The 22,488-nt window shown below is 60.3% G+C and carries 17 protein-coding genes and 1 pseudogene; 6 read left to right on the top strand and 12 right to left on the bottom strand.

All coding sequences use genetic code 11. The annotated features are described in order from the left end of the window. Positions 1-193 precede the first annotated feature (193 nt). Together ACM6IQ_RS12170 and ACM6IQ_RS12165 are read left to right on the top strand one after the other, a co-directional pair. Positions 194-1,297, top strand: coding sequence for a DUF6708 domain-containing protein (locus ACM6IQ_RS12170; RefSeq protein ID WP_414878877.1), 1,104 nt, complete (start codon positions 194-196; stop codon positions 1,295-1,297). Next, positions 1,294-2,367, top strand: a complete 1,074-nt coding sequence (locus ACM6IQ_RS12165; RefSeq protein ID WP_414878876.1) for a DUF6708 domain-containing protein — start codon at positions 1,294-1,296, stop codon at positions 2,365-2,367. Before ACM6IQ_RS12170 ends, ACM6IQ_RS12165 begins: the two co-directional genes overlap by 4 nt. A gap of 502 nt (positions 2,368-2,869) precedes the next feature. Here ACM6IQ_RS12165 and ACM6IQ_RS12160 read toward each other — a convergent pair. The 7 genes and pseudogenes from ACM6IQ_RS12160 to ACM6IQ_RS12130 all read right to left on the bottom strand — a co-directional run. Continuing rightward, positions 2,870-3,241 (bottom strand): annotated as a pseudogene (locus ACM6IQ_RS12160) (hypothetical protein); the annotation flags it as partial. Positions 3,242-3,320: 79 nt separating this feature from the next. Beyond that, positions 3,321-3,494, bottom strand: coding sequence for a hypothetical protein (locus ACM6IQ_RS12155; RefSeq protein WP_017337976.1), 174 nt, complete (start codon positions 3,492-3,494; stop codon positions 3,321-3,323). An 11-nt stretch (positions 3,495-3,505) separates the two neighbouring features. After that, entirely contained in the window at positions 3,506-3,748 is a 243-nt protein-coding gene (locus tag ACM6IQ_RS12150; RefSeq protein WP_017337975.1) for a hypothetical protein, read from the bottom strand. A gap of 65 nt (positions 3,749-3,813) precedes the next feature. Next, positions 3,814-4,881 carry a lipocalin-like domain-containing protein gene (locus ACM6IQ_RS12145; RefSeq protein ID WP_414878875.1) on the bottom strand — a complete coding sequence of 356 codons (1,068 nt, stop codon included), beginning with the start codon at positions 4,879-4,881 and terminating at the stop codon, positions 3,814-3,816. Beyond that, positions 4,871-7,342 carry an ABC transporter permease gene (locus ACM6IQ_RS12140; RefSeq protein WP_414878987.1) on the bottom strand — a complete coding sequence of 824 codons (2,472 nt, stop codon included), beginning with the start codon at positions 7,340-7,342 and terminating at the stop codon, positions 4,871-4,873. Before ACM6IQ_RS12140 ends, ACM6IQ_RS12145 begins: the two co-directional genes overlap by 11 nt. 1 nt (position 7,343) lies before the next feature. Next, positions 7,344-8,012 carry an ABC transporter ATP-binding protein gene (locus ACM6IQ_RS12135; protein ID WP_017337972.1) on the bottom strand — a complete coding sequence of 223 codons (669 nt, stop codon included), beginning with the start codon at positions 8,010-8,012 and terminating at the stop codon, positions 7,344-7,346. A 220-nt stretch (positions 8,013-8,232) separates the two neighbouring features. After that, positions 8,233-9,039, bottom strand: coding sequence for a class I SAM-dependent methyltransferase (locus tag ACM6IQ_RS12130; RefSeq protein ID WP_414878874.1), 807 nt, complete (start codon positions 9,037-9,039; stop codon positions 8,233-8,235). Positions 9,040-9,211: 172 nt separating this feature from the next. Between ACM6IQ_RS12130 and ACM6IQ_RS12125 the strand changes: the two genes are divergently transcribed. After that, entirely contained in the window at positions 9,212-9,607 is a 396-nt protein-coding gene (locus tag ACM6IQ_RS12125) for a hypothetical protein (protein WP_017337970.1), read from the top strand. On the opposite strand, the gene ACM6IQ_RS12120 is transcribed toward ACM6IQ_RS12125, so the two are convergent. From ACM6IQ_RS12120 to ACM6IQ_RS12100, 5 genes are all read right to left on the bottom strand, one after another. Further along, the gene (locus ACM6IQ_RS12120) at positions 9,598-11,028 is read right to left on the bottom strand and encodes a sigma-54-dependent transcriptional regulator (RefSeq protein WP_017337969.1); all 1,431 of its coding nucleotides are present in this window, start codon (positions 11,026-11,028) and stop codon (positions 9,598-9,600) included. The two genes, ACM6IQ_RS12125 and ACM6IQ_RS12120, sit on opposite strands and share 10 nt — an antisense overlap. Continuing rightward, positions 10,997-12,493: a sensor histidine kinase gene (locus tag ACM6IQ_RS12115; protein ID WP_414878873.1), complete on the bottom strand. Its 1,497-nt coding sequence runs from the start codon at positions 12,491-12,493 to the stop codon at positions 10,997-10,999. The genes ACM6IQ_RS12120 and ACM6IQ_RS12115 overlap by 32 nt, the downstream gene beginning before the upstream one ends. Positions 12,494-12,589: 96 nt before the next feature. Then, positions 12,590-13,621, bottom strand: a complete 1,032-nt coding sequence (locus tag ACM6IQ_RS12110) for an SCO family protein (protein WP_017337967.1) — start codon at positions 13,619-13,621, stop codon at positions 12,590-12,592. Next, complete coding sequence (locus ACM6IQ_RS12105; protein ID WP_414878872.1) at positions 13,618-16,425, bottom strand: multicopper oxidase domain-containing protein; 2,808 nt, start codon at positions 16,423-16,425, stop codon at positions 13,618-13,620. Before ACM6IQ_RS12105 ends, ACM6IQ_RS12110 begins: the two co-directional genes overlap by 4 nt. Before the next feature lie 182 nt (positions 16,426-16,607). Continuing rightward, positions 16,608-18,053 carry a sensor histidine kinase gene (locus ACM6IQ_RS12100; protein WP_017337965.1) on the bottom strand — a complete coding sequence of 482 codons (1,446 nt, stop codon included), beginning with the start codon at positions 18,051-18,053 and terminating at the stop codon, positions 16,608-16,610. A 280-nt stretch (positions 18,054-18,333) separates the two neighbouring features. Here ACM6IQ_RS12100 and ACM6IQ_RS12095 point away from each other — a divergent pair, with 280 nt between their 5' ends. Genes ACM6IQ_RS12095 through ACM6IQ_RS12085 form a run of 3 tightly spaced genes read left to right on the top strand, consistent with a single transcriptional unit; the run spans position 18,334 to position 22,486 of the window. Continuing rightward, positions 18,334-19,680: a hypothetical protein gene (locus ACM6IQ_RS12095; protein WP_017337964.1), complete on the top strand. Its 1,347-nt coding sequence runs from the start codon at positions 18,334-18,336 to the stop codon at positions 19,678-19,680. A gap of 35 nt (positions 19,681-19,715) precedes the next feature. Continuing rightward, positions 19,716-21,965: an Ig-like domain-containing protein gene (locus tag ACM6IQ_RS12090; protein ID WP_414878871.1), complete on the top strand. Its 2,250-nt coding sequence runs from the start codon at positions 19,716-19,718 to the stop codon at positions 21,963-21,965. 59 nt (positions 21,966-22,024) lie between these two features. Further along, positions 22,025-22,486, top strand: a complete 462-nt coding sequence (locus tag ACM6IQ_RS12085; protein WP_017337962.1) for a curlin — start codon at positions 22,025-22,027, stop codon at positions 22,484-22,486. Positions 22,487-22,488 lie beyond the last annotated feature (2 nt).

Below are 22,488 nucleotides of genomic sequence, written 5' to 3'. Positions count from 1 at the left end.
TGTGTGAAAAAGCACTGAATACGTCGAAAGTTGAGAACTACGGGCGTTGTCTGCGACAACCAGCAGACGGAAGCGCGAATTGCCTTAGTCAGCTACATAGACGTTCGATTACTTCAAGGTAAAATTTGCCGAAACGGATAAAGAGGCTGCCGTGGGCGTGCCCCAGTCCAAACCCACCTTATGGTAATCCTGAATGACACCTACCTCTCCGCAGTACGACGAGTTCGATATTCGACAGCAGCGCCCTGTCGCTGGTGAAACCCGTCATTTTGCCACTGGAGAGGCTCTATTTTTGTCGCCACTGCCTGTGCCCACCGGGCAAATCCCCATGGATTTTGGCGGAAGCTTTGTTGAGGTGAATGACACATTCCTTGACGTAGGCAGTAGTAATTTCGGCAAGGCTTTCCAAGCTAGGGCAATGATTGGGCTCGGTATGATGTTCATTTTCTCATGCCTGATTGTTCTGCCTTTGCTTGCAGGATCTACTACTTGGGGAAATCCATTTTCCGAGTCCTTTTGGGACAGAACGGCAGGCATGTTCCATTTCGGTGTGACCTTTAGTATTTGGGGGGGAGGAATAGCGGCGCTCCTGGGTACTTACGTTATCTTGAGCACTACCAGAGCGAAGTCCCGCACCCGCCCTATTCGATTCAACCGCCAACGTCGTGAAGTCTGTTTCTTCCTCGAAGGTACTGACATCCCCGTCATTCAACCATGGGAAGAGACAGTATCTTGGCTCTCAATCAGTACAGGTGTTACTGGAGTGGGAGTGACAAGCGCCTATACCTTTGGTATGGCGTTCGACGACTCCAAAACGGACGTAGTGCACTTTGTTAGACAAGGAGTAATGACTCCTGCTCATGGCTTGGGTAAGTGGGAAGCCATACGTGTCTACATGGAAAAAGGACCTGAGTTCTGCCCTGGCAAAGCACCCTACGAGAGTCGCGACACCTTCGATAAAGAACGACAAGACATGCACGAGGAATACCAGCACAACGAACGCTCCGCTTTAGGAGTTGGTTGGTGGTACCTGACACACCTGATCACTTGGTGGCGTTTTCCGTACTGGGTTGCGGAATGGGACCATCGTTTCAGCATGAAATCTCTACCTGAATCCATTGCAGACTGGTCTAAACCTCTTCCGCCTGAGCAGTGGGCGAAGCCAAGCCAAGCTTTGAAAGAACAAAGCGCGAAGATCGAAAAAGCCTTTGCTCAAGGACAGGATTTCATGACGTACTTCAACGCAAACTTAAGTAAAACCGATGCAAAAGAGTCCGCAGGTAGTTCGGCATTATGAGCGCAGAGATCAAACAGCCCGGTGATTGGCGGGACCAGAGCAATCAGCGTCCTGTCGCTGGTGAGTCCCGACGGTTTGCCACTGGCGAGGCAGTGTTCTTTTCACCCTTACCCATTCCTACCGGGCAGACGCCAATGGACTTGGATGGAAGCTTTCTTGAGGTCAACGATACTTATCTCGATGTGGGTAGTAGCAACTTCAATAAGGCTTTTCAAGCCAGGGTTATGATCGCGAGTGGAATGCTCTTGCTGATTGTTAGTTTGATAGTAGGACCTTCCATCGCCGGTTTGATGAGTATTGGAGATCCCTACGGCCGAACATTTATCTACATTTTCATAGAGTTTTTTTCCACTGGCGTTGTCATCGGTGCTTGGGGAGCAGCAGGAGCAGCAGTTTTAGGACTGTATGTTGTGATCAGCTCCACACTCACCAAATCCCGCACCCGCCCCATCCGCTTCAACCGCCAACGCCGCGAAGTCTGTTTCTTCCCCCACAACTCCGACGAACCCGTCATCCAGCCATGGGAAGAACTGGTCTCCTGGCTCTCCGTCAGCACGGGCTCAACCGGCGTAGGCACGATGAGCACTTACACCTTCGGCATGGCCTTCGACGACCCTAAGGCCGATAAAGTCCACTTTGTGAATCGAGGTGTGGCGACACCTATCCATGGGTTGGGTACGTGGGAAGCGATCCGCATCTATATGGAAAAGGGGCCGCAATACTGCCCCGGCAAGGCGCCTTACGAGGGTCGCCATACTTTCGATCAAGAACGGGCCGATATGCACGAGGAGTACCGGCACAACGAGCGCTCGGTGCCAGGTGTTGGCTGGTGGTATTTTTCGCATGCAATCACTTGGTGGCGATTCCCGTACTGGGTTGCCGAGTGGGATCATGGCTTCAGCATGAAAAGCCTGCCTGACTCGGTTTCAGACTGGTCCAGGCCCTTGCCACCCGAGCAATGGGTGAAGCCAAGTGCTGAGTTGAATATACAAAGCGCCAGGATTGAACAAGCCTTCACCCAAGGTAAGGGCTTTAGTGCGTATTTCGAAACCAGGATAAACCCCGAATAAAACCCAAAAAAAAAATCGGACGATCTCATTGATCGTGCGTTTTTTATACCCTCGCCTCCAACAACCAATGACGACGCGGCGCAAGGTCGGAGTTACCAAGTTTGCGGATCAGCCTGGAGGTGTGTTTGAGGTAGCGGAACGGCAAACGCTCAAACGAGTCTTTCGGGCCGGCGCAGTGCTTGCGGGAGAAGCGCCAGGCCAGTTGACGGAACAGTCTTTTCTGCCAACGGATCAGCACACCTGAAGAAGGTGTTCGCCCAGTGTAATGGCCTTGGCAATCCATGCACCGGTAAAGAGCCCTGCCACTGGGCGAACGGAAAGTATTTTAGTAGAACTCTTTGAATATGTCCGCGCATATAACATGAAATTTATCGAACAACGATTAAATGTCATTCCAAATATGACTTACATACACCCACAAAACTCACTGGTTAGGCCATAAAACCGAATATTCTTGTACAAAAAAGTTATACAGGAACAATCGATACTATAGAGTCAATACTCAACTTTCGTGTTGGGTGGTCACTTTCAATACATCGGTGTAAGTCACGACAACGCTTTGCCCTACTTTCAAGTCCTTCAGTTTTTTCTGCACTTCAGGATTCTCGACGTTGACGGTTTTCGACTGGCCCGCCGGATTCTCGAAAGTCACCTGGTTTTTCTTCAGGTCGATGGCAGTGATTTTCAGCTGCACCTGGACCTGACGGAACGCTTCACCGCCCGGGTTTGGATTGTCTTTTGTCGCGCGGATTTCGCCGGTGTGCTCGATGGAGCCAGGCAGTCCTTTGTCGACATCGGTATCGAGATAGGCCGCCACCGAGCGGGTGACTTCGATCTTGACCTGATCCCCGACCTTCAGGTTGCCCAGATTCTTACGTTCCCTGTAATGAATGGCAGCGGACGACTCTGAACCAAAGCTCAGCGCCGTCCGTGCCACTGAGCATAGACGCTGTTCAGCGATTATCCGCCGTTTCTTGCGCGGTGGATTCGCCGCTTTCGGTGCCTTTGCCGCTGTCCTTGCGGCGAGTGGGATCGGTGGGTCGCAGGGCGTCGTTGTCGCGCTCGACTTCTCCGGGTGGACGCGGTTCGTCGGGGTGTTCCGAGGTGTCAGGCGATTGGCGGTTCACGTTGGTTCTCCTCAGGCGTCGGGGTCGTCGACCTCGTGGGCGACGTTCACGGCAGGCGAGTCTTTGTGGGATTGATCGGCCTTGGCCTTCAGGGCTTGCCACTGGTCGAGGTCGATGGCGCCCTGCCCCAGCAAATCGTCGGCCACACGCAGCAGCTCGGCGTAATGGGCGTCGGGGGATTGCTGCCAGTAGGCCTTGTCTTCAAACAGGCGCTGCCATGCTGCAAGGTCGGGTGGTTTGAGGTCGTCGCTCATCACGGGCTCCTGGGAACGCGGGCATTCATGAATTAGGAGGCCGACGCGCTGCTGAGAGTTCCGACTTAATAGCCGGTCATTTCCAGATAGCCCTGCCCTCCGTGACTGCCGCTGAGGCGTACGGGGCCTTCCCAGTACGGAATGCGCAAATCCATCCAGGCATTGGGGTTGAGCGCGTCAATGGTGATGTCGAGGTGTCTGGCGGGGATGGTGATCGACCAGCGCACGGGCATTGAGCGCCCGGCGACGGTGGCGGTGTCTTGCGGGGTGAGGCGGATGTCGGTGGCGTGCAGCAACTGAGTCTGGCCCTGGGCGTCGATCCAGGTGCCGGTGAGATATGGCTCGCCGTTCTTCTGCCGCATGCGGTACAGCATGACTTGTTCGCCGCTGTCCAAATGCAGGGAGAACCAGTCCCAACCGCTCTGGTTCGCGGTCAGCGGCTGGCTGCTCCACTCGCGATCAAGCCACGCCGGGCCGCTGACCTGATAGGTCTTGCCGTCGATCTCCAGCGTACCGCTGGCCTGAAAAAAAGGCTGACTGTAATAGTAAGACGCCTGGCCCTGTTCGGACTTCTGGCTGAAGCCCTTGTCCCCTTGCAGCACCGGCGGACGCGTGGACGTGAGCCGCAGTTGGTAGCTGAAAAGCTTGTCACGGGCGCTGAGTTGAAGATCCGCCAGCGTATCGGCGCCCTGACTGCTGAAACGCCAATCGTCGATCCACGCATTGAACGGCTGCACGCTCACCCCGGCCTGGCCGACGCCGCCACGGGCATAGCGTTCAGCCGCATGATGCACCGTCGCCGAGGTCACGGCCGCATGGCCCAGCCAGATCGTCTGGTTAGCCCAACCTGCCACTTCGGGTGTGGCTTTCAAGGCACTGCGAAACAGCGTCCATTGCACACCAAACTCGTGACCTTGATCGTCCTTGAGATTGGCGGTGATGTACCACCACTCGATGCGAAAACCATCGTGAGGTCCGTGATCCGCCGGAAAGCTGAACACCCGACCAGGCACGACCGGGGTAAACGCGGCCGCTTCACCACCGAGGCCAGCGAAGCCTTTTTCGACCGGCGTCGAGTCATCGCAACCACTCAAAAAAAGTGCCAGCACCAGCAAGCCGAGCTTAATCCTCATGAGCAAACGTCCTCAGCAGGTCCGCCGGTTGCGAGCGATACAGCGAGTACAGCGGCCACGCCGACGCCAGCAAGGTCGCCAGCACCGCCAACCCCATCAACTGCGCCAGTTGCAGCGGAAACACCCGCAACGGCAGGCGCCAGCCGAACGCCTGAACGTTGATCACCGTGTCCAGGCACCACGCCAGCGCGATGCCCAGCGGCAACGCCAGCACCAGCGTCAGCACCGCCAGCAACCAGGTTTGTCCGAGGTTGAGCAGCATCAACTGTCGGCGGGTAACGCCCAACGCCCACAGTGGCGCAAGTTGCCCGAGTCGGCTCTGGCTCTGGGTCAGCAGGCTGATGAACAGCGCCACGCCCGCGACACCAAGGGTCAGGCTGTTCAGCGCGGCGGTAGCGGCGAAGGTGCGCTCGAACAATTGGGTGGACCAGCCTTTGAGCCGGGCCTGATCGACGATGCGGCTGTCGTCCAGGGCGAAACGTGTTTGCAATGTCTTCAGAAAGGCCGGGATCAGCGGCGGCTCGATGCGCAGGTTGAAGCGGTTCGGCGTCAGTTGCGGCCAGCCGCGCAGCAGGTGGTCGACGTTGACCAGGAGGTGGCCCTTGGGATTGCCGTAGTCGGCGTAGATCCCGACGATTCGCGGCGACCACGGGCCGTTCGGCGTGGGCAGCGTGAGGTGGTCGCCGAGATGCACCTTCAGGCGCCGGGCCAGTTGCTCGCTGAGCATCAATGCGTCGTCCTTGGCCAATCGGTCCCATGGATTGTCGCCCAAGGCTTCCAGCAACGGCCAGTGCTGGCGATACGTCGGGTGGTCGATCACGCCAAAAACGTCCGCCGGCCAGCCCTGCAACTGGATCGACACCTGCCAGTTGGGCAGCACCGCGCTGAGTGAGGGTTGCTGTTTGAGCCAGCTCTGCAGTTCTCTGGCCTGGGCCGGATTTTGCGGGTTCACGTACAGCTCGGCGGTCAGCCGTTGTTCGAGCCAGTCGCTGAAGGTCTGGCGAAAACCGGCGGTCATGCTGCCGGCGCCGATGTTCGCCGCCAGCGCCAACAACAGCGCCATCAACGCCAGGCTCAGGGCCGGCAATTGCTGACGGCAATCGGCGAGAAACCATTGACCGAGCACCGAGCGGCTGCGCTGCAGCACCAGGTTCAGCACCGTATCGAGTACCACCGGCAGCGCCAGCGCCGCGCCGATCAGCAGCGCGGCCATCAGCAGGAATCCACTGGCCAGGCTGTCGCCAACGATCAACGCCAGCAGTGCGATCACGCCAGCAATCGCTGCCACCCAGCCCTGACGCCGCAACCAGCGCGCATGGGCCTGATGCCACGCCTGCGGATCGGCCAGGGCCAGCAACGGCAAACGTGCCGCCCGCAACAGGCTGTTGGCACCGGCCAGCATCGCACCCAGCAGGCTCAGGCCAACCCCGCTGAGCCACCACCCAGGGCTGAGGCTCAACTGCCCCGCCACTTCAGCGCCGTACAACCCGCGCAGACTGGCGGCGACGTCTGGCAGCAACACACTGGCCAGCAGGTAGCCGCTGGCGACGCCTGCGATGCCGCCGACCAGCGCCAGACCACCCAGCTCAACGGCAAGGCAAACGATCAGCATTCGAGCACTGACCCCACAGGCGCGCAGGGTTCGCAGCAGCCCCCGACGTTGCTCCAGTGCCAGCCCGATCGCGGCGTGAACAATGAACAGGCCAACGACAAAGGAGAGAAAACCCAAGGCATCGAGGTTCAGGTGAAAGCTTTCGGTCAGGCGCGAGAGGTTGTTCTCTTCGCCGCTGGTTTTTAGTTGGAGCTGGCCTTTGAATTGATCAGGCGAAGTCGCGGTGAAATCCTTGGGCAACAGCAGCCGCGACAGTTGATCCGGCAGCCCCAGAATCTGCTGGGCGAAACCAATGTCCACCAGCAACAGACCGGGGGCCATGTCGGCTTGCATTTGCAGTGGCGGCAACGCCACACCGTTCAAACTGGAAGGACGCTCACCTTCGCGCAGCCCCAACGCCTGCAACGTCTGCGGCGATATCCAGGTACTGCCCGGCGGGCTGAAGAACCTGACAATTTGTTCAATCTCCATCGCCCGCCCGGCCACCGCCGAACCGGCCGGCAACGACACCGGCTCGATGCCCATCAACTGCAAGCGTTGATCTTCATGGCCCTTGAGCGTGACTCGTCCTTGCAACACCGGCGACACCGGCCAGCCCGCACGGCGCAGCTCGATAAACAATGCCTGTGGAAACGTCCCACCACTCGGGGCACTGAGGCTGGCCTGGGGTTCGCCGCCGATCAATTGACTGGCCCGCGCATAACTTTCCCGCGCCTGACTGTTCAGCGCCTGCACGCCGGTCAACAGGCTGGTGGCCAGCCAGAGCCCGATCAGCACACTGAAAAACTGCACCGGGTGCTGTCGCCAATGGCTGAGCAGCGCGCGCATCGTTTCGCGAAAAACCCGCACTTCAGCGCTCGTCCGCGCCAGCCAGGCGACCACGGTGCAACACCACTTTCTGCGCCAGTCGCGCCGCCACTCTCGGGCTGTGAGTGACCATCAACAACGTCGTGGGGCTGTCGTCGAGCAGCTCCAGCAACAACTTCAACACTTCATCGCTGGTGGCTTCATCGAGGCTGCCGGTGGGCTCGTCGGCCAGCAGCAGTTTGGGTTGCGAGGCCAGCGCCCGCCCCAGTGCGACCCGCTGCTGTTGACCGCCGGACAACTGCTCCGGATAACGCCGCAGCAAATCCCCCAACCCCAGACGCTGCACCAGATGCGCCTGCCAACGCGGGTCGTGCCGCCCGGCCAGCCGCGCCTGAAACGCCAGATTGTCCTCCACGCGCAAACTGCCGATCAGGTTGAACTGCTGGAACACCAGACCGATTTCAGTCCGCCGCCAGTTCGCCAGCTGCCCTTCGTTCATCTGATCCAGCTGATGCACGCCACTGCGGATGCTGCCGCGATCGACCTTGTCCAGCCCGGCGATCAGGTGCAGCAAGGTGCTCTTGCCGCTGCCCGACTCGCCCATCAACGCCAGGCTGCTGCCGGCTTTGAGCGTCAGGTCGACACCTTGCAACACCGGCAGCGGACCTTGCGGAGTGGCGTAGCTTTTGAAGACGCCTTGGACCTGAAGCATGGTTGAACCTGATTGAGGAGCGTGGGGCAAAGGATAGCGGGCCGGGGCGGGTTTTGTCCGTTGCGGTTTTCGGTCCTTTTCCGCCAACGACACGCTCTAGGGAGCGCGATCAGGTTGGATTGAGCGCGGTGGAGGAGACCTTTACAGCTGCGGTGAATGGGCCGGCCTATTCGCGGGCAAGCCACGCTCCCACAGGTACTGCGGTGTTTTTGATTTGACCTCAGTACTTCACCCCCACCCACGAAAAACACAACGGCAATTGCGCCGTGCGCTTCTGATAGCGGTCATAAAGCTCCTCACGATTGGAATGCGGATATTCCTTGAAATGGCTGATCTGCAACCCCGCCTCGATAGCGCCGGTGAAGATCGCGCCCAGCGTGTGGACGAACCAGTAGGACGTCGCCGCCTGCTGCTCGACCTTGCCTTCGTAGACGATCGGCTGGTCTTGCACAAACGGCTCGCTGCGAAAGTATGAACTGGCCAAGCCATACGGGTCGGCGGCTTCAGGGTCGAACATCTCCAGGAACGGATGGGTTTCGTAGATCACCAGCGCGCCACCGGGCTTGAGGGTGCGGGCGACATGGTGGAAGAATTCGCCGATGTCCGGCATCCAGTTCAAGACGCCGATGGTAATCAGCGCCACATCGAACCGGTCATGCAGTTCGCTTGGCAGATGATGGATGTCAGCCTCGATGAATTCAGGTGCGTGCGGCGAGCGGGACGCCAGCTCCCGCGCCTGATCGAGAAAGGCCTCGGACTGGTCAACACCCACGACACTGCGGGCACCCAACGCAAACAGCGAAAGACTTTCGCGGCCGTTGTTGCAGCCCAGTTGCACCACGTCCTTGCCGTCGACGCCGACCTGTTCCAGCACACCGCGCAAGGTGTCGTCGATGCAGGAAAAATCCCGTTGAGTGACGGCCTTCAACAGGGACTGCCATTCGGGAGCGTTTTTGTGGTGTCGGGCGGAGTCATTCCAGGCATCGCGGTTGCTGGCGATGGCGTTTTCTTTTGTCGGCATTTCCATTGCACACTCCAGAACTCGGGGGTTATCAGGCCGACCCGAGTCTAGATCAGTGTTTTTGAAAAACCCATGTGGCGTTTGTTGGAATGTTGTAAGCCAGGCATCGCCCACGTCTGGCAGCTATAGTTAATGACCTTGGGGAAATTGCGGGAAAACCGATTTCGCAGGTGCAGCCATGAAACACACCGATCTGCCGCTGATATTCGCCCTCTGCCTGACCGCCGCCACCGGTGCTCACGCGCAAGACAGCCTGACACCCACGTCCGCGTACAGCAGCGAGTTCAACTATTACGGGGAAAACCAGCCGTTCGCCCACCCCGTTCCGCCGACCCTGAGCACCGTGCCACCGCGCTCGTACATCCCGACACCCCCTCCGGATTTCATCCCGATCGCCAGCCAGCATGAGTTCTCCGACTCACGGTTGCCGACGGTCGCGGACGCCACCGTACGAGTGTTCATCCGCTCCTATGACGCCGAACGCGGCGTCTACGTGAACGAAGAAGTCATCGATCCCACCTGCCTGCTGGCCTGTCTCAGCCGCCAGGGCCAGGCGACGCCCGTTTACCACTGACGCTTGTCCGGGCGCGCGAGGCCGAGTTTTTCGATCCGGTAGCGCAGCATGTCGCGGCTCAGGCCCAGCAGCCGAGCGGACTTGGTGACGTTCCAGTCGGTCTTGTCGAGCATCTTGCGCACCATGTCGCGTTCCACTTCCGGCAGGTTCATCGATTCGTTGCCGTTGTAGGCCGGTCGTGGCTCGCTGTGGTGTGGCGCCTCCGGCATCGCCAGCGGTTCGTCCATCAGGCTCAGGCAGACATTCAACTGGTGAGGGGCGATGGTGTCGGTCTGGGCCAGCAGCACGGTTTGTTCGAGCATGTTGCGCAACTCGCGCACGTTGCCCGGCCAGGTGTAGCCGAGCAGCAACTCTTCGGCCTGATCGCTGAAATGCAGGTTCGGTTTGCCATAGCGCTTGCCGTGGATCCCCAGGAAGTGCCGGGCCAGCAGCAGGATGTCTTCGCCACGGGCGAACAGGCGCGGCACCTTGATCGAGATGATGCGCAGGCGGAAGAACAGGTCACGGCGGAACTTGCCCTGCTGGACCATTTGCTCAAGGTTGCAGTTGGTGGCGCTGATCACCCGCAAATCGACCTTGCGCTCCTTCACCGAACCGACCCGGCGAATGGTCCGGTCCTCCAGAAGCTTCAGCAATTTGGCTTGCAGCAGCAGGTCCATTTCACCCACTTCATCAAGAAACAGCGTGCCGCCATCGGCCGCTTCCACCAGGCCGACGCGACGGTCCTTGGCATCGGTGAACGCGCCCTTTTCGTGGCCGAACAATTCCGACTCCACCAGGTTGGAAGGAATCGATGCGCAGTTGAATTCAATGAACGGCCCCTTGGCACGCGGACCGTCAAAATGCAGCGCGCGGGCCACCAGTTCCTTGCCGGTGCCGGTCTCGCCTTCTACCAGCACGGGCGGCAGATCGGTGTTGGCCATCCGGCGCTCGGCGTCGAGCAGCTGCGCAATGGTGCCTTTGAGATAGAGCATGGGAGCCGATTCGCCGATCAAGGCCTGCACCCCCGACTTCTGCGCTTCACGTTCCTGATAGAACGACAGCGTGCGCTCCATCCGGTCGGTGGCCAGAGCCTTGTCCAGCAACAGCCTGAGCTCCGGCAATGCCACCGGTTTGGTGACGTAATGGAACGCGCCCTCTTTCATCGCCACCACGGCGTCTTCGACATTGCCGTAGCCGGTCATCATGATCACTTTCAGGTCCGGCGCGCTGATGCGCAGCTTCTGGATCAGTTCGTGACCGCTCATGCCCGGCAGCGAGTTGTCGGTCAGCACCACGTCCGGGGCGACCGTGCGCAGTTGCTCCAGCGCCGCTTCAGCCGAGTGGCAGACCGTCACCTCGAAGTCCTTGCGCTCCAGGTAGGTCTGGATGTTCTCGGCGAGGAGTTCGTCATCCTCGACCAGCAGAATGCTGTGCTCCATATTCCCCTCCCGTTGCCACTTTAAAGTTGAGACTGACGCGGGTTCCTTCCTGCTCCTGACTGGTCAGTTCGACCGAGCCCTCGTAGCGTTCCATTATTCGTTTCACCAACGCCAGGCCGACGCCCAACCCGCCTTGCTTCGTGGTGAAAAACGGCTTGAAGACCATTTGCTGCTGCTGTTTGGTCATGCCCTTGCCGGTATCGCTCAGGGTCATGCGCACGTGACCGGGCGACGTCGATTCAATCTCGATGCCCAGCAGTCCGCCCTTAGGCATGGCTTCCAGCGCGTTGGCGAACAAGCTGTTGAGAATTTGCGTCAACAGCACTTGTTGGCTGACGACCGGCGGGCAGGCATTGGGAGTGAAACGAACTTCGACATGAGAGCGGTTGATCAGCGCTTCGAAGGCACTCAGGGTGTCGTCGATGGCCAGCATCAGGTCCACCCTTTCGTACTCGTCATTCATCGGTCGCAACGACACCAGCAGCTCGCGAACCCAGCGCGACATGCGATCGACCTGATTGATGATGTCGCCGATATTTTTCTGCGCGCTCTGGCTGGCGATTTCCTGGGCCAGTTCGGCACTGGAGCGGATGTTCGCCAGCGGATTGCGCAAGCTGTGGGCCACGGCCGAAGACATTTCCCCCAGGGCCACAAACGTTTCGTTGGCGACCAGTTGTTTCTGCTGGCTTTCCAGCAGCGTGGCCGCGCGCCGCACGATCCAGAACAGCCCGAGGAAGATGGCCGCGCCGCCGAGCCCGGTCGCCAGCCAGATGGCCTTGAAGCCACGCTGGATACGGTCCACCAGGTCCGCCGGCTCCTTGTAGATCTCGACCATCGCAATCACTTTGCTCTTGTCGGCATTGAACATCGGGATGTAGTTCTCGATGAACAGATACTTGGGCTCGCGCAGCAGCATCTGCTCGGGTCGCTCGTCGTCGATCTGGTGATAACTGGTGGATACCGGCTCCTTCATTTCGAAGGACTCGTCCAGTTCCTCGTCACCTTCGACACGCATGCCGATCATTTGCGGGTTGGTCGACCAGACCACGGTGCGATCCAGGGCGTACACCACCGCCAACAGGGAATCCGGCAGATGTTCGACATGATCGAGAAACTCGATGCGGGCCGCTGCACGGGATCCAGGATCGACGTCGGGATAGTTATTGTCCTGGCGAGGATCAAGCATTTCACCCATGGTTCTTGTCAGGGTGATGCCCGCGTGACGAATTTCAGCATCGCCGATCGCCTGAATGAATTGCGCGGTCAGCATCGAGTCACGCTCGATGCTCTCCTCGACCACAAAACGCGTGGAAATGTAGCCCAAGCCCATCGCCACGGCGGCGATGATGAAAAAACTGCCCAGGGAAAACCAGCGCAGCAGGTTGAACTGGCCGCGCCAGCCCATGCCTTGTGCCGCCGGCGTACTCGACGGCGCAGGTACTTTTTGCTCTTCCAGTATCTGCATGGCTGGATCCTTGATGCTGAAGCCTTTTCAGTGACGTTTCGAATCAGTGTAGGTGGCAATGATCGAGACCGGCGCCCGAATGATAGTAAGTAGCCGCTATTGCACCTGCGCTGCCTGCAACGGTTGTTGACGATCGGTTTCTTCCTGCAAAAAACCCATGATGGACTGCGCCGCGTTCTCATCCAGGCGCAGGTTCGGCATCGGGATCCGGTCAAAACGTTCAAACAGTTTCGTCGCGATCGGATCCTGCTCGGCGAGCATGCGGTCCGGTTCGCGGATCCAGCGACTGAGCCACGCCGGATCGCGCAGACGGGTCACGCCGATCAGGTCCGGGCCGATGCTGCGCATACCGATGCCCTGCCCGTCTTGCGGCCCGAGGCTGTGGCACGACGCGCAACGGGTGCGAAACAACTCTTCGCCGTTGCTCGGTGCACGGATCTCGGGTGCGTTGGCATAGCTCTCTTCAGCGCTGGCCTGCTTCCAGTTCTGCAAGGTGTTGGCCAATTGATCGGCGAGGATCCATGGGTTCTCGAAGGGAGAGGCTTTCATCCAGCGGCCCGTGCCCTGGTTGCCGACCATCAGACTCAGGTTGTGGTCCTTGTTGCGGCCGTTGTCGACGCCTTCAATGAACAGCCCGAGTTTCTTGCGCAAGTCGGTGACGGCGTCGAATTCCCCGGTGAGAAACTGCCAGCCCGGCCCGACCTTGAAGCGTTGCGAGTAGGCCTTGAGCACTTCGGGGGTATCGCTCAACGGATCGATGCTGATCGAGTAGAAAAAGATGTCCTGACCGACCCGGTCCCCCAGCAACTTTTGCACCTGACGCAGGCGCGCGGTTTCCAGCGGACAGGAGTCGCTGCACGAGGTGAAGATGAAGTTGATCACTACGACTTTGCCCTTGATCAGGTCATCGAAAAAATGCACCTGCCGACCGTCCTGGTCGGTCAGCAGGGTGTTGGGGAAATAGTCGCCGCCCCAGGGGGTTGCCGACTCCTGCGGCGCCAGAGCACCTTCATGGGCGACCAGCACCCGAGTCGCCAGCAGACAGGTCACCAGCATCAAAATCAGGTGCATGCCCAAAGCGCGGGAGCGCGGCGTCGGCAGTGGTCTGTCGGCGCCTGCCCGGTTCATTTTTTCACCGTCACTTGCGGGCCGAAGCCATCGCCATTGCGGAAGGTTGGCAGCGCGGCCGAGTTCACATAGCGCACACCATCCCAGCTGGGCAACGGGGTCGGCATCAACTGGAATTGCCCGGGTTTCTCGATGTCCCAGCGCAACAGCATGGAGTTGTCCTCATGCTGCGTGTTGTGACAGTGCTCCATGTAGGTCCCGGCAAATTCGCGGAAGTTGATCGCCATCTCGACGCTGTCCAGGCCATCGTTTTCCGAGCCGATGCGGTAAACATCCTTGCGCGCCCACTTTTCCCATTCCGGTGGCGCCTTGCCGCCGCGGCTGAGGATGATCCCCTCCTCGAAGTGCACGTGCACCGGGTGGCTCCAGCCCTTGCCGCCGGCCTTGATGTTCCACACTTCGAGCGTACCGAAGGCGGTGATGCCGGCATCGGTCGGGCCGCTGGCCAGTTTGGTCGAGGCGTTCAATCGGCGCGGATCCATGTGGAAACCGAAGCCGCCATCCGTCTTGACGGTCCACGGTGCTTCATCCGTGCCGTCGGAACGGCCGAAGGTGAAGGTGCGGTGACGGGCGTTGGCCAGCAGCTGCTTGTCGGCAGCGTTATCGCGATGAATCTTCAACGGGATCATCACCAGCCCTTCGGCCTTACCGGGTTTGGCCGGCTCGTATGCTGCCGGGTCCATGGCCAGGTCCTGACCGGTGTAGGCCTTGACGTTGAGTTGCAACAGTCTGCCTACCGCCGGGTCACCTTTGTCCCACTGCGGCCCCTTGCTGCTTTGCTTGATCACGGCCAGGTATTTCTCCGACAGCACATCGGACAGCGACACCGGTTCTTTCGGGCCTTTGCCATCGTCATGCACCAGCAGGTTGACGAAGAACAACTTGTCTCCGGGCTTGATGCCGTTTTTCGCGAAGTTGACGATGATGTCGAAGCGCTCGGCGATGCCTTGGGTCGGCAGGATCGCATTGTGATTCTGTTTATCGCCGTCGGCATCGAGGTCCATGCTCCCATCGAACGGCACGCTGTGTTCCATGATGTTGCCGTCGTTGGCAATCATGTGGAACGGCACGCGGGCATACGACACCCCGGAACCTTTGGGGCCCTGGAATTCGCCGCTGCTGCCCTTGATCTCGCGCACCAGCGCCAGTTTGAAATACCGCGACACCGAACCATTGAGGATGCGGAACCGATAGCTGCGGGCACGCACATCCAGGGTGGGTTTCCATTGCCAGTTGACCAGCACCTGGTCACCGAGGAAACCGTCGGTGTTGAACGGGTTGAACCAGAGCTGACCGGCTGGATCCCAGGCTTTGTCGGCCACCACCAGATTGACGTCGTAGTCGCGGTTGCCCCACGGCAAGGCGCTGCCGCTGGGGAAGCGCAGGTTGACGCCGTCGTTCACCGATTCGTTGCCGCGGTCCAGGGCGCTGTAGTAGTTCATCATCGCCGCGTTGCCCTTGTAGACATTCTGCGCGGTGAAATCGAGCATGTGGTCGTGAAACCAGTGGGTGCTCATGGTTTCACGCCAGTCGCCGCGGATCTTGATCGTGCCGTGATCGCAGGTCTTGCGGCTGGGGCTGAGGTCGTTGGTCCACAGGGTTTCGCCCGGCGCGCACGGGAACGCCGCGCGCGGATCGTGCGCGTCCGTGTTGATGCTGTCGTAACCGGCCAGCTGGATCGGCCAGCGATAATCGTAATACTGCCCCGGAAAGAAAAATGCGTTGGCATAGCCGTCGCTTTCCGCCGGCGCGTGACCATTGTGTTCGTGGGTGCTGATGGTATGCAGACCAAACCCCATGTTGGCCGACGGGTCGATCGGCAAACCGTTGTAGTGACGCATCAGCACCGGTTGACCGTAACGCACCATCAGCAATTTGGGCGGAAAGGTGCCGTCGAAGGTCCACACCGAGTTGTGGTTTTGCACCGGCATGTTCGGGTGGAAACGCGTATCCACCCCCTTGGCGGTGCCATCGGTTGCCGGCACTCCGGCGACGTTGTGATAGAGACCACCGGGGCCGAACTCGCCCAGGGCATAGCCGTGCATCTGACGGGCGTCACGCAAGCCGCCATTGGCTCGTGCGCCGGTCTGCACGGTCTTGTAGGCCAGTTGCGGGTAGAACTCGTTCCAGCGCTGATGCGACCAGCCCTTTCCTGGTGGACGACCTTCCGCCGAAGAGCCGATGTGGCGGTTGAGGAAGTACTCGATCTGCGCCTGCCACGGGTTGCGGTCGACCACGTTGGAAAACTGGCTCGGGAACGGCGTCAGCCCCGGTTGACGCAAAAACGCGTCAAGGGCCGCGCTCTGTGGTGCGCTGCGGGCTGCATTGTTGGGGTCTTGCTGAGGCGCCGGACCAATGGCTGCCGGTGGAAATGGCAGCAGCGCCGCCGGCGTCGTGGGGTCGAGTTTTTCCGGGCCGAACTCTTCGAACAGCAACAGTTGCTGGGTGAACGGCTGGGCGCCGAACAGCGGGCTGGGTTTGCCATTGGTGGGGTAATTGAAACTGGTCTGCACCGCCGGCGGCAGGATGTTTTCCGTGCGCGGGGTGTCGCGGCTGCCTTTGACGCCATCAGGCAAATCGAAGGAGTCTTCGTTAGCCTCGGGCATGGTCAGGATGGCGTTCAGGGCGGCTGGTTTGTCTGCCGGTTCGTCGTAGTAAGCCGAAGGGTCGGACGGTTCAGGCTGTCGCTCGTCATCGATCGGACTGGCACGCAGCGTCGCTGTGCCCAGCGTCATAGTCAGCAGGACGCTCAGGGGCGTCAAGAGGCCGAACCACTTGAAAGGGTGCCGCGCTTTACTGTCCATCACCAGCCGCCTCGAAGTCGTGAAGGGGGTGATGAGGGTTTTGCAAGGAGCTCGCCAAATTTGTAACAGTTTTATACGAAAAAGATAATCCTTATAAGACAATGACTTATCAACATCAATGTGCCACCACCGAAAACGGGCTGGGGAATGCCACCCGCTAACGGGGAAAGTTCATCCCCGTTTCAGGGAACCCGCTTGAATGACAGACGCACCCTCGTCCCCTCGCCCTCACGACTGTCCAGGCTCACGGCACCACCGCAACGCTCCATGATGCGCTTGACCAGCACCAGCCCGACACCGAGCCCGCCTTGCTTGGTGGTGAAAAACGGCCGGAAGGCCATGCTGCGTTGCTCCTCGTTCATGCCCTTGCCGGTGTCGCTCACCACTACGCTGACGCCTCGGAAATCAGTCGACTCAAGGGCGATGGTCAACGTGCCTCCCTTGTCCATGGCTTCCAGCGCATTGGCCAGCAAACTGTTGAGGATCTGCGACAACTGCACCTGCTGGCTCAGGACCATGGGTGTTTCCTTCGGCTCGAACACCACGTGGACCCCGGCCTTGGCAATCTGCTGTTCGAAAGCCATGAGGCTGTCTTGCAACGCCGCCACCAGATTCACCGGTTCGGGCTCGTCATGCAGTGGACGCAGGGATTGCAGCAGCTCCCTGACCCATTTCGACATGCGATCCACCTGGCCAATGATGTCGGTGATGTTTTTGTGTGCCGGGCCGCTGTCGAACTCCAGCGCCAGTTCGGCACTGGAGCGAATGGTCGCCAACGGGTTGCGCAAGCTGTGGGCCACCGCCGACGACATCTCGCCCAGTGCGACGAAGGTTTCGTTGGTGATCAATTGTTTTTGCTGCACCTCCAGCAGAATTGCCGCCCGCCGCACGATCCAGTACAGCCCCAGATAAATCAGCCCGCCGCCCAGCGCGGTGGCCAGCCAGATCAGCACCAGGCCGCGCTCCATGCGGTCGATCAAATCGTTCGGTTCCTTGTAGATCTCCACCATCGCGGTGACATTTGTTCCATCGGCATCGAACAGCGGGATGTAGTTTTCGATAAAGATGTATTCCGGTTGCTTGACGAACTTCTGCTCCATGCGCGCCTTGTCCACTTCGTGATAACTGGCCGACACCGGCCTCCTGAACTCGAAGGCCTTGTCCAGGTCCTCGTCGGCATGGATGGTCGTGCCCATCAAGGCCGGGTTTGTCGACCAGATCACCATACGGTCAGGCGCATAGACGTTGGCCAGAATCACGTCTGGCAGATGCTCGATATGGTCGAGAAATTCGCCCCGGGCATTGGCGCGGGCCAGCGGGTCGACGTCGGGAAAGTTGCGGTCCTGGCGGGGGTCCAGCAGCTCGCCCATGGTTCGCACATTGGGAATCGAGACGTGGCGCACCTCGGCCGAGGCAATCGCCTGAATGAACTGCGATGTCAGCAGCGCATCACGCTGCACACTCTCGGTAATCACGAACCGCGTGGACACCACGCCCAGCGACACCGCCACCGTGCCGATCACCCCCATGCTGATCAGTGAAAACCAGCGCAGCAGATTGAACGGCTGCTTGCGCGAGCTCAGGCGACTGCCCTCCTCGGACTGGAGCATTTGCGTCGGCATGTTCATGGGCGTACTTCCTGGCGATTCCCCCCATTGGTTATAGCCCACTCATGGCTGTTTGCCCGACCTTGGGTCCCCGCCGCCCCCAACCTGCCCGCTCTCCCCATCTACCCCCAATGCTGGGGACAGTGGCCCGTATGACCGGATGGCAAGCCGCCGCTGCCTATGCCTGAAAAGCCCTGATTCCGGGCCTCTGGCGGCGGTTTCCCGCGATTGGTATGGAAGTTGCCGAAGCACCCTCAACTGACCCATCCCCACGGGCAGGTCTCTGATAGAGGGAATACTCATGCACCCTTTACTGTCCAAAACCGCGATCGCCCTGGTTGTGTCCGCTCTGGCCCAAGGCGTGGCCCAGGCAGCGCTGTTTGCTGTCGATCCGGGCCCCTACGTTCCCGCCAACGGCAATTTCGCTTCCTGGTATCAGGACTCCCACGGTCGAACCTTTGACTTATGCCTGTCCAAGGCTGTCAGCTCCAGGGTTCCAAGCGCGCCCGGTGCGCCGTCCTACATGTGCCTCTTGAATCCGAATCCCGGTATTTTCGACGACACTCAGCCGATCGTTTTCCCGACCAACTTTCCCGATGAAGCGTTCTGGTTCACCGGTGACGGATCCATTGTCGACGCAGCACGGGGCATTGACTTGACCTACGTCAGCGCCGTCGAAGCGGCCTTCGCCGCTGGAGATCCGGTTGAAGGCGACCAGGTCAGTTTTGGCCGTATCCGTATTCGGGTGGACGTGCCCACCGCTGGCACCTATGTGATCACCCACCCCTACGGCGTCGATGTCTTCAATGTCGATACCCCCGGACGTCGCGCGATCAACATGACCCGGGACATCGGTATCGGCTCGCCGAAAACCTACGACGGCGCGCTCAAAAGTGACATCGGCCCTTTCCTGCGCAGCGTCAACGGCCCCTACACCGAGACCAACCCGGTCACTGGTTCCGCCGACCAATTCGTCGGTGATCCAAACCTGGAGGAAGCGTTTACCGGCAGCCCTTTCAACACCAACTACATCCGCATTGAAGGACCTAACGGCCTGGACTTGCGCACAACGGTAATGGCTATCTCCGGCAAGCTTTCGACGGTGGTTCGGCCCACCCCGATCATAGCCGAGCGCAGCACCTACTCACGCAAGGCCGGCAGCAGTGCCCCGGAGGCCCAACAGGATGTCTTCGTCCTGGCCCCGCCACCACCGGCCACCGTGACCCTGGACAGCAACAGCCCGGTGCTGAACCTGACCGAAGCCAACACCACCGGCCACTGGTATGCCCAGTCAGCCACCAACCCGACATTACCGAGCAATTTGCTGGTGACGGCCGACAACCACCTGGCCATTCCCACCAGCACGCCGACGTCCTTGACCATGCCGCTGACCGACCTGGTCGTGATTTCACGGGCCGAGTACAGCCTGAGCAACGGGCAAATCACGGTAGTGGCTTCGACCAGCGATGAAACGTCGCCGCCGGTACTCACCGTCACCTCCGGCACGGGTGTCGCCATTGGTGCCCTCAGTGGCAATGGCGCAGAAAAAACCCTGTCGACCGGCATCTCGCCGATTCCACCGGCCAAGGTTCGGGTGACGTCATCCAATGGCGGCAGCGATACCGAAGAAGTGGTCATCGTGCAATGAACGCTCTCATGCCCAGATCCGCATCAGGAGGCATCATGAACAAGTGGCCACGCTTCGCGCTCAACGCGCTCGGGCTGACGCTCTCGCTGTCCGGCAGTGCGTTCGCGCAACTCAATGCCGTCGATACCGGCCCCTACACCTTTGCCACGGGGAAATTCCCCATGTGGTATCAGGACAGCAATTTGCTGTCGCTGGAACTGTGCCAGTCACGGGCGACCAGCTCGCGGTCACCCGGCGCTCCTGGCGCGCCCGCCTACATGTGCATCCTGAACCCGGAACCTGGGATCTTCGACGACACCCAGCCCATGGTGTTTCCGGATAACTGGCCACCGGAAGCGTTCTGGTTCCTCGCCGAGACCAGCATCAACGATGTCGGAGGTTATGGCGTGGATGCCTACGTGGCCGGGATCGAAGCGGCATTCGCTGCGGAAAACCCGGTCGATGGCGATCAGGCCAGCTTCGCGCGGATTCGTCTGCGGGTGAACATACCTGTCGCGGGGACTTACACCATCACCCACCCGTACGGAGTGGAAACGGTCAACGTCACCACCCCGGGCCGTCGGGCGATCAACATCACCCGAGACATCGGCATCGGCGCACCGGGCAACTTCTCGGGTGCGCTCAACGGGGAGGTCGGACCTTTCCTGCGCAGCGTCAACGGTCCGTATACCGAAGTGAATCCGGACACCGGGTCCGTCGAAACTTATGTTGGCGATCCGAACCTCACCGAAGCGGTCACCGGCAGTCCGTTCAACAACAACTTCCTGCGTGTCCAGGGGCCGGCCGGTACCATCCAGACCAACCTCTTCACCGTGTCCGGCAAAGTCCTCGACAGCCGCGCGCAAACCCCTGTGGAAATCGGCCGCGCCACTTACCGCCGCACGTCGACAGGTCCGGGAACGAGCAGTACCCGGGTGGAAGTCTTCGGCAAATCTTCCAACAGTTCGAGCCTGTGCTTCCGCGAAACCGTGGCCCTGGTTCCAGGACCACCGCAGACACCATGCCTGGTCAACATGCTCGGCGACAACACCGGTGAGTTCTTCGCTCATCGCCTGACGGGGACTACCGTTCCTTCGGTGGTGGTGGTCATCGCTACCGACCCGAGTGGCACCAGCCGACCAACCGCAGTGTCGAGCAAAGTCACCGATGTGGTGAAAATCCAGACCGCTCGCTACAACTGGAGCAACCACAGCCTGCTCATCGAGGCCACCTCGTCTGACGAAGTGCTGGTGCCCGACATGGTCGCCCAGGGTTACGGACGTCTAAGCAAGACCGGCATCCTGCAACGGCTGACCGTTGCCGATCTGACGCAGCCTCCGGCCAGTGTCACCATCAAGTCCGCCGCCGGCGGCAGTGACACCGAGCCGGTTGTGGTGGTAGGGACGGCACCGAACAGCGGTGAAAACCAGTCGCCGCTGGCCGTCGCCGACACCGGCAGCACCAGTTTCGGTGTGCCGATCACCCTCAACCTGCTGGCCAACGACAGTGATCCGGACGGCAATACACCGTTGAGCATCACCGCGCTGACCCAACCCGCCGCCGGCCAGGGCACCGTGGCATTGAGCGGCACGACCGCCGTGGTCTACACGCCACCAGCGGTGGTCAATGCACCGTTGACCACGACCTTCACCTACAAGGCGCAAGACATCAAAGGCCTGGCCTCGACCGCCCCGGCAACCGTGACCATCACCGTGGCGCCTAACCAGCCTCCGGTGGCCGTCGCCGACAGCATCGCAACCCTGGGAGTGGCGGTGCCGATCAACGTGTTGCTCAACGACACCGACCCGGAAGGCAACGTGCCGCTCGCGATAGCCAGCTTCACGCAACCAGCGGCCGGTCGCGGCACCGTCAGCAGCAACGGCACGGTGATCACCTACACACCACCGGCCACCGTGACCACGGCGTTCACCACCACCTTCACCTACATCGCCCGGGACAACTTCGGCGCCCTGTCGGTGACACCGGCCACAGTCACGGTGCAAGTCTCGCCACGGCCACCGGCAGAAGCCTTTACGGTGACCACCGCAACCGTCTCGGCGCGTTCCAATAACCGCTTCACCTGGGACTTTGCGGGCACCTCGTCGGTGATCACCGGCAACACCATCACCGTCCGGGTCAGCACCCCAACCGGGCTGCAAACCCTGGGCACCACCACGGTGCCGGTGACCGGTCGCTGGCGGTTGACGGTGAACAACACCACCACGGTGATCCCGTCGGCGAACCCGACTGCCACCATCACCTCGTCCCAAGGCACCGTGCGTTCGGTGTCGGTGATCTCGAACTGAGTCCTCGCCCCATCGGTCATGTGGCCGATGGGGCAGGCCTCTTGCTGAAGGACAGCCTCATGAAAACGTCGACCGCCGCCCTGCTCTGCCTGCTTCTGCTCTGCAGCAGCGCGAGCGTGCGCGCCGACGATCTGATGGAGAACGACGACCTGGGCCCCGGCACCGACCTCGGCGAGTTGCCACCGCCGATTGGCCAGCACGCGCTGATCGACCAGACCGGCCAGGCCAACGTGGCGTTGCTGCAACAGAACGGCCAGTCGTTGCTCGGCACCATCGTCCAGTCGGGGAGCAATCAGGAAGCGTACATCCTGCAACAAGGCAGCGACCTGATGGCGATGATCACCCAGCAAGGCTCCGGCAACTCCGCCTCGATCACCCAGGCCGGCAGCCAGAACCGCGCGCAGATTTCCCAGAACGGCAACAACAACGACGCCAGCATCGACCAGGCCGGCACGGGGCTTTCCAGCGCCGTGAGCCAGTCCGGAAACGGCATGAGCGTTTCGGTCAAACAATACCGCTAAAG

The sequence above is a fragment of the Pseudomonas sp. IT-P100 genome, assembly GCF_949767185.1.
Lineage (GTDB): Bacteria > Pseudomonadota > Gammaproteobacteria > Pseudomonadales > Pseudomonadaceae > Aquipseudomonas > Aquipseudomonas fluorescens_B.
The sequence above is the reverse complement of the archived record's forward strand: the minus strand, read 5'-3'. Positions and strand labels throughout refer to the sequence as shown.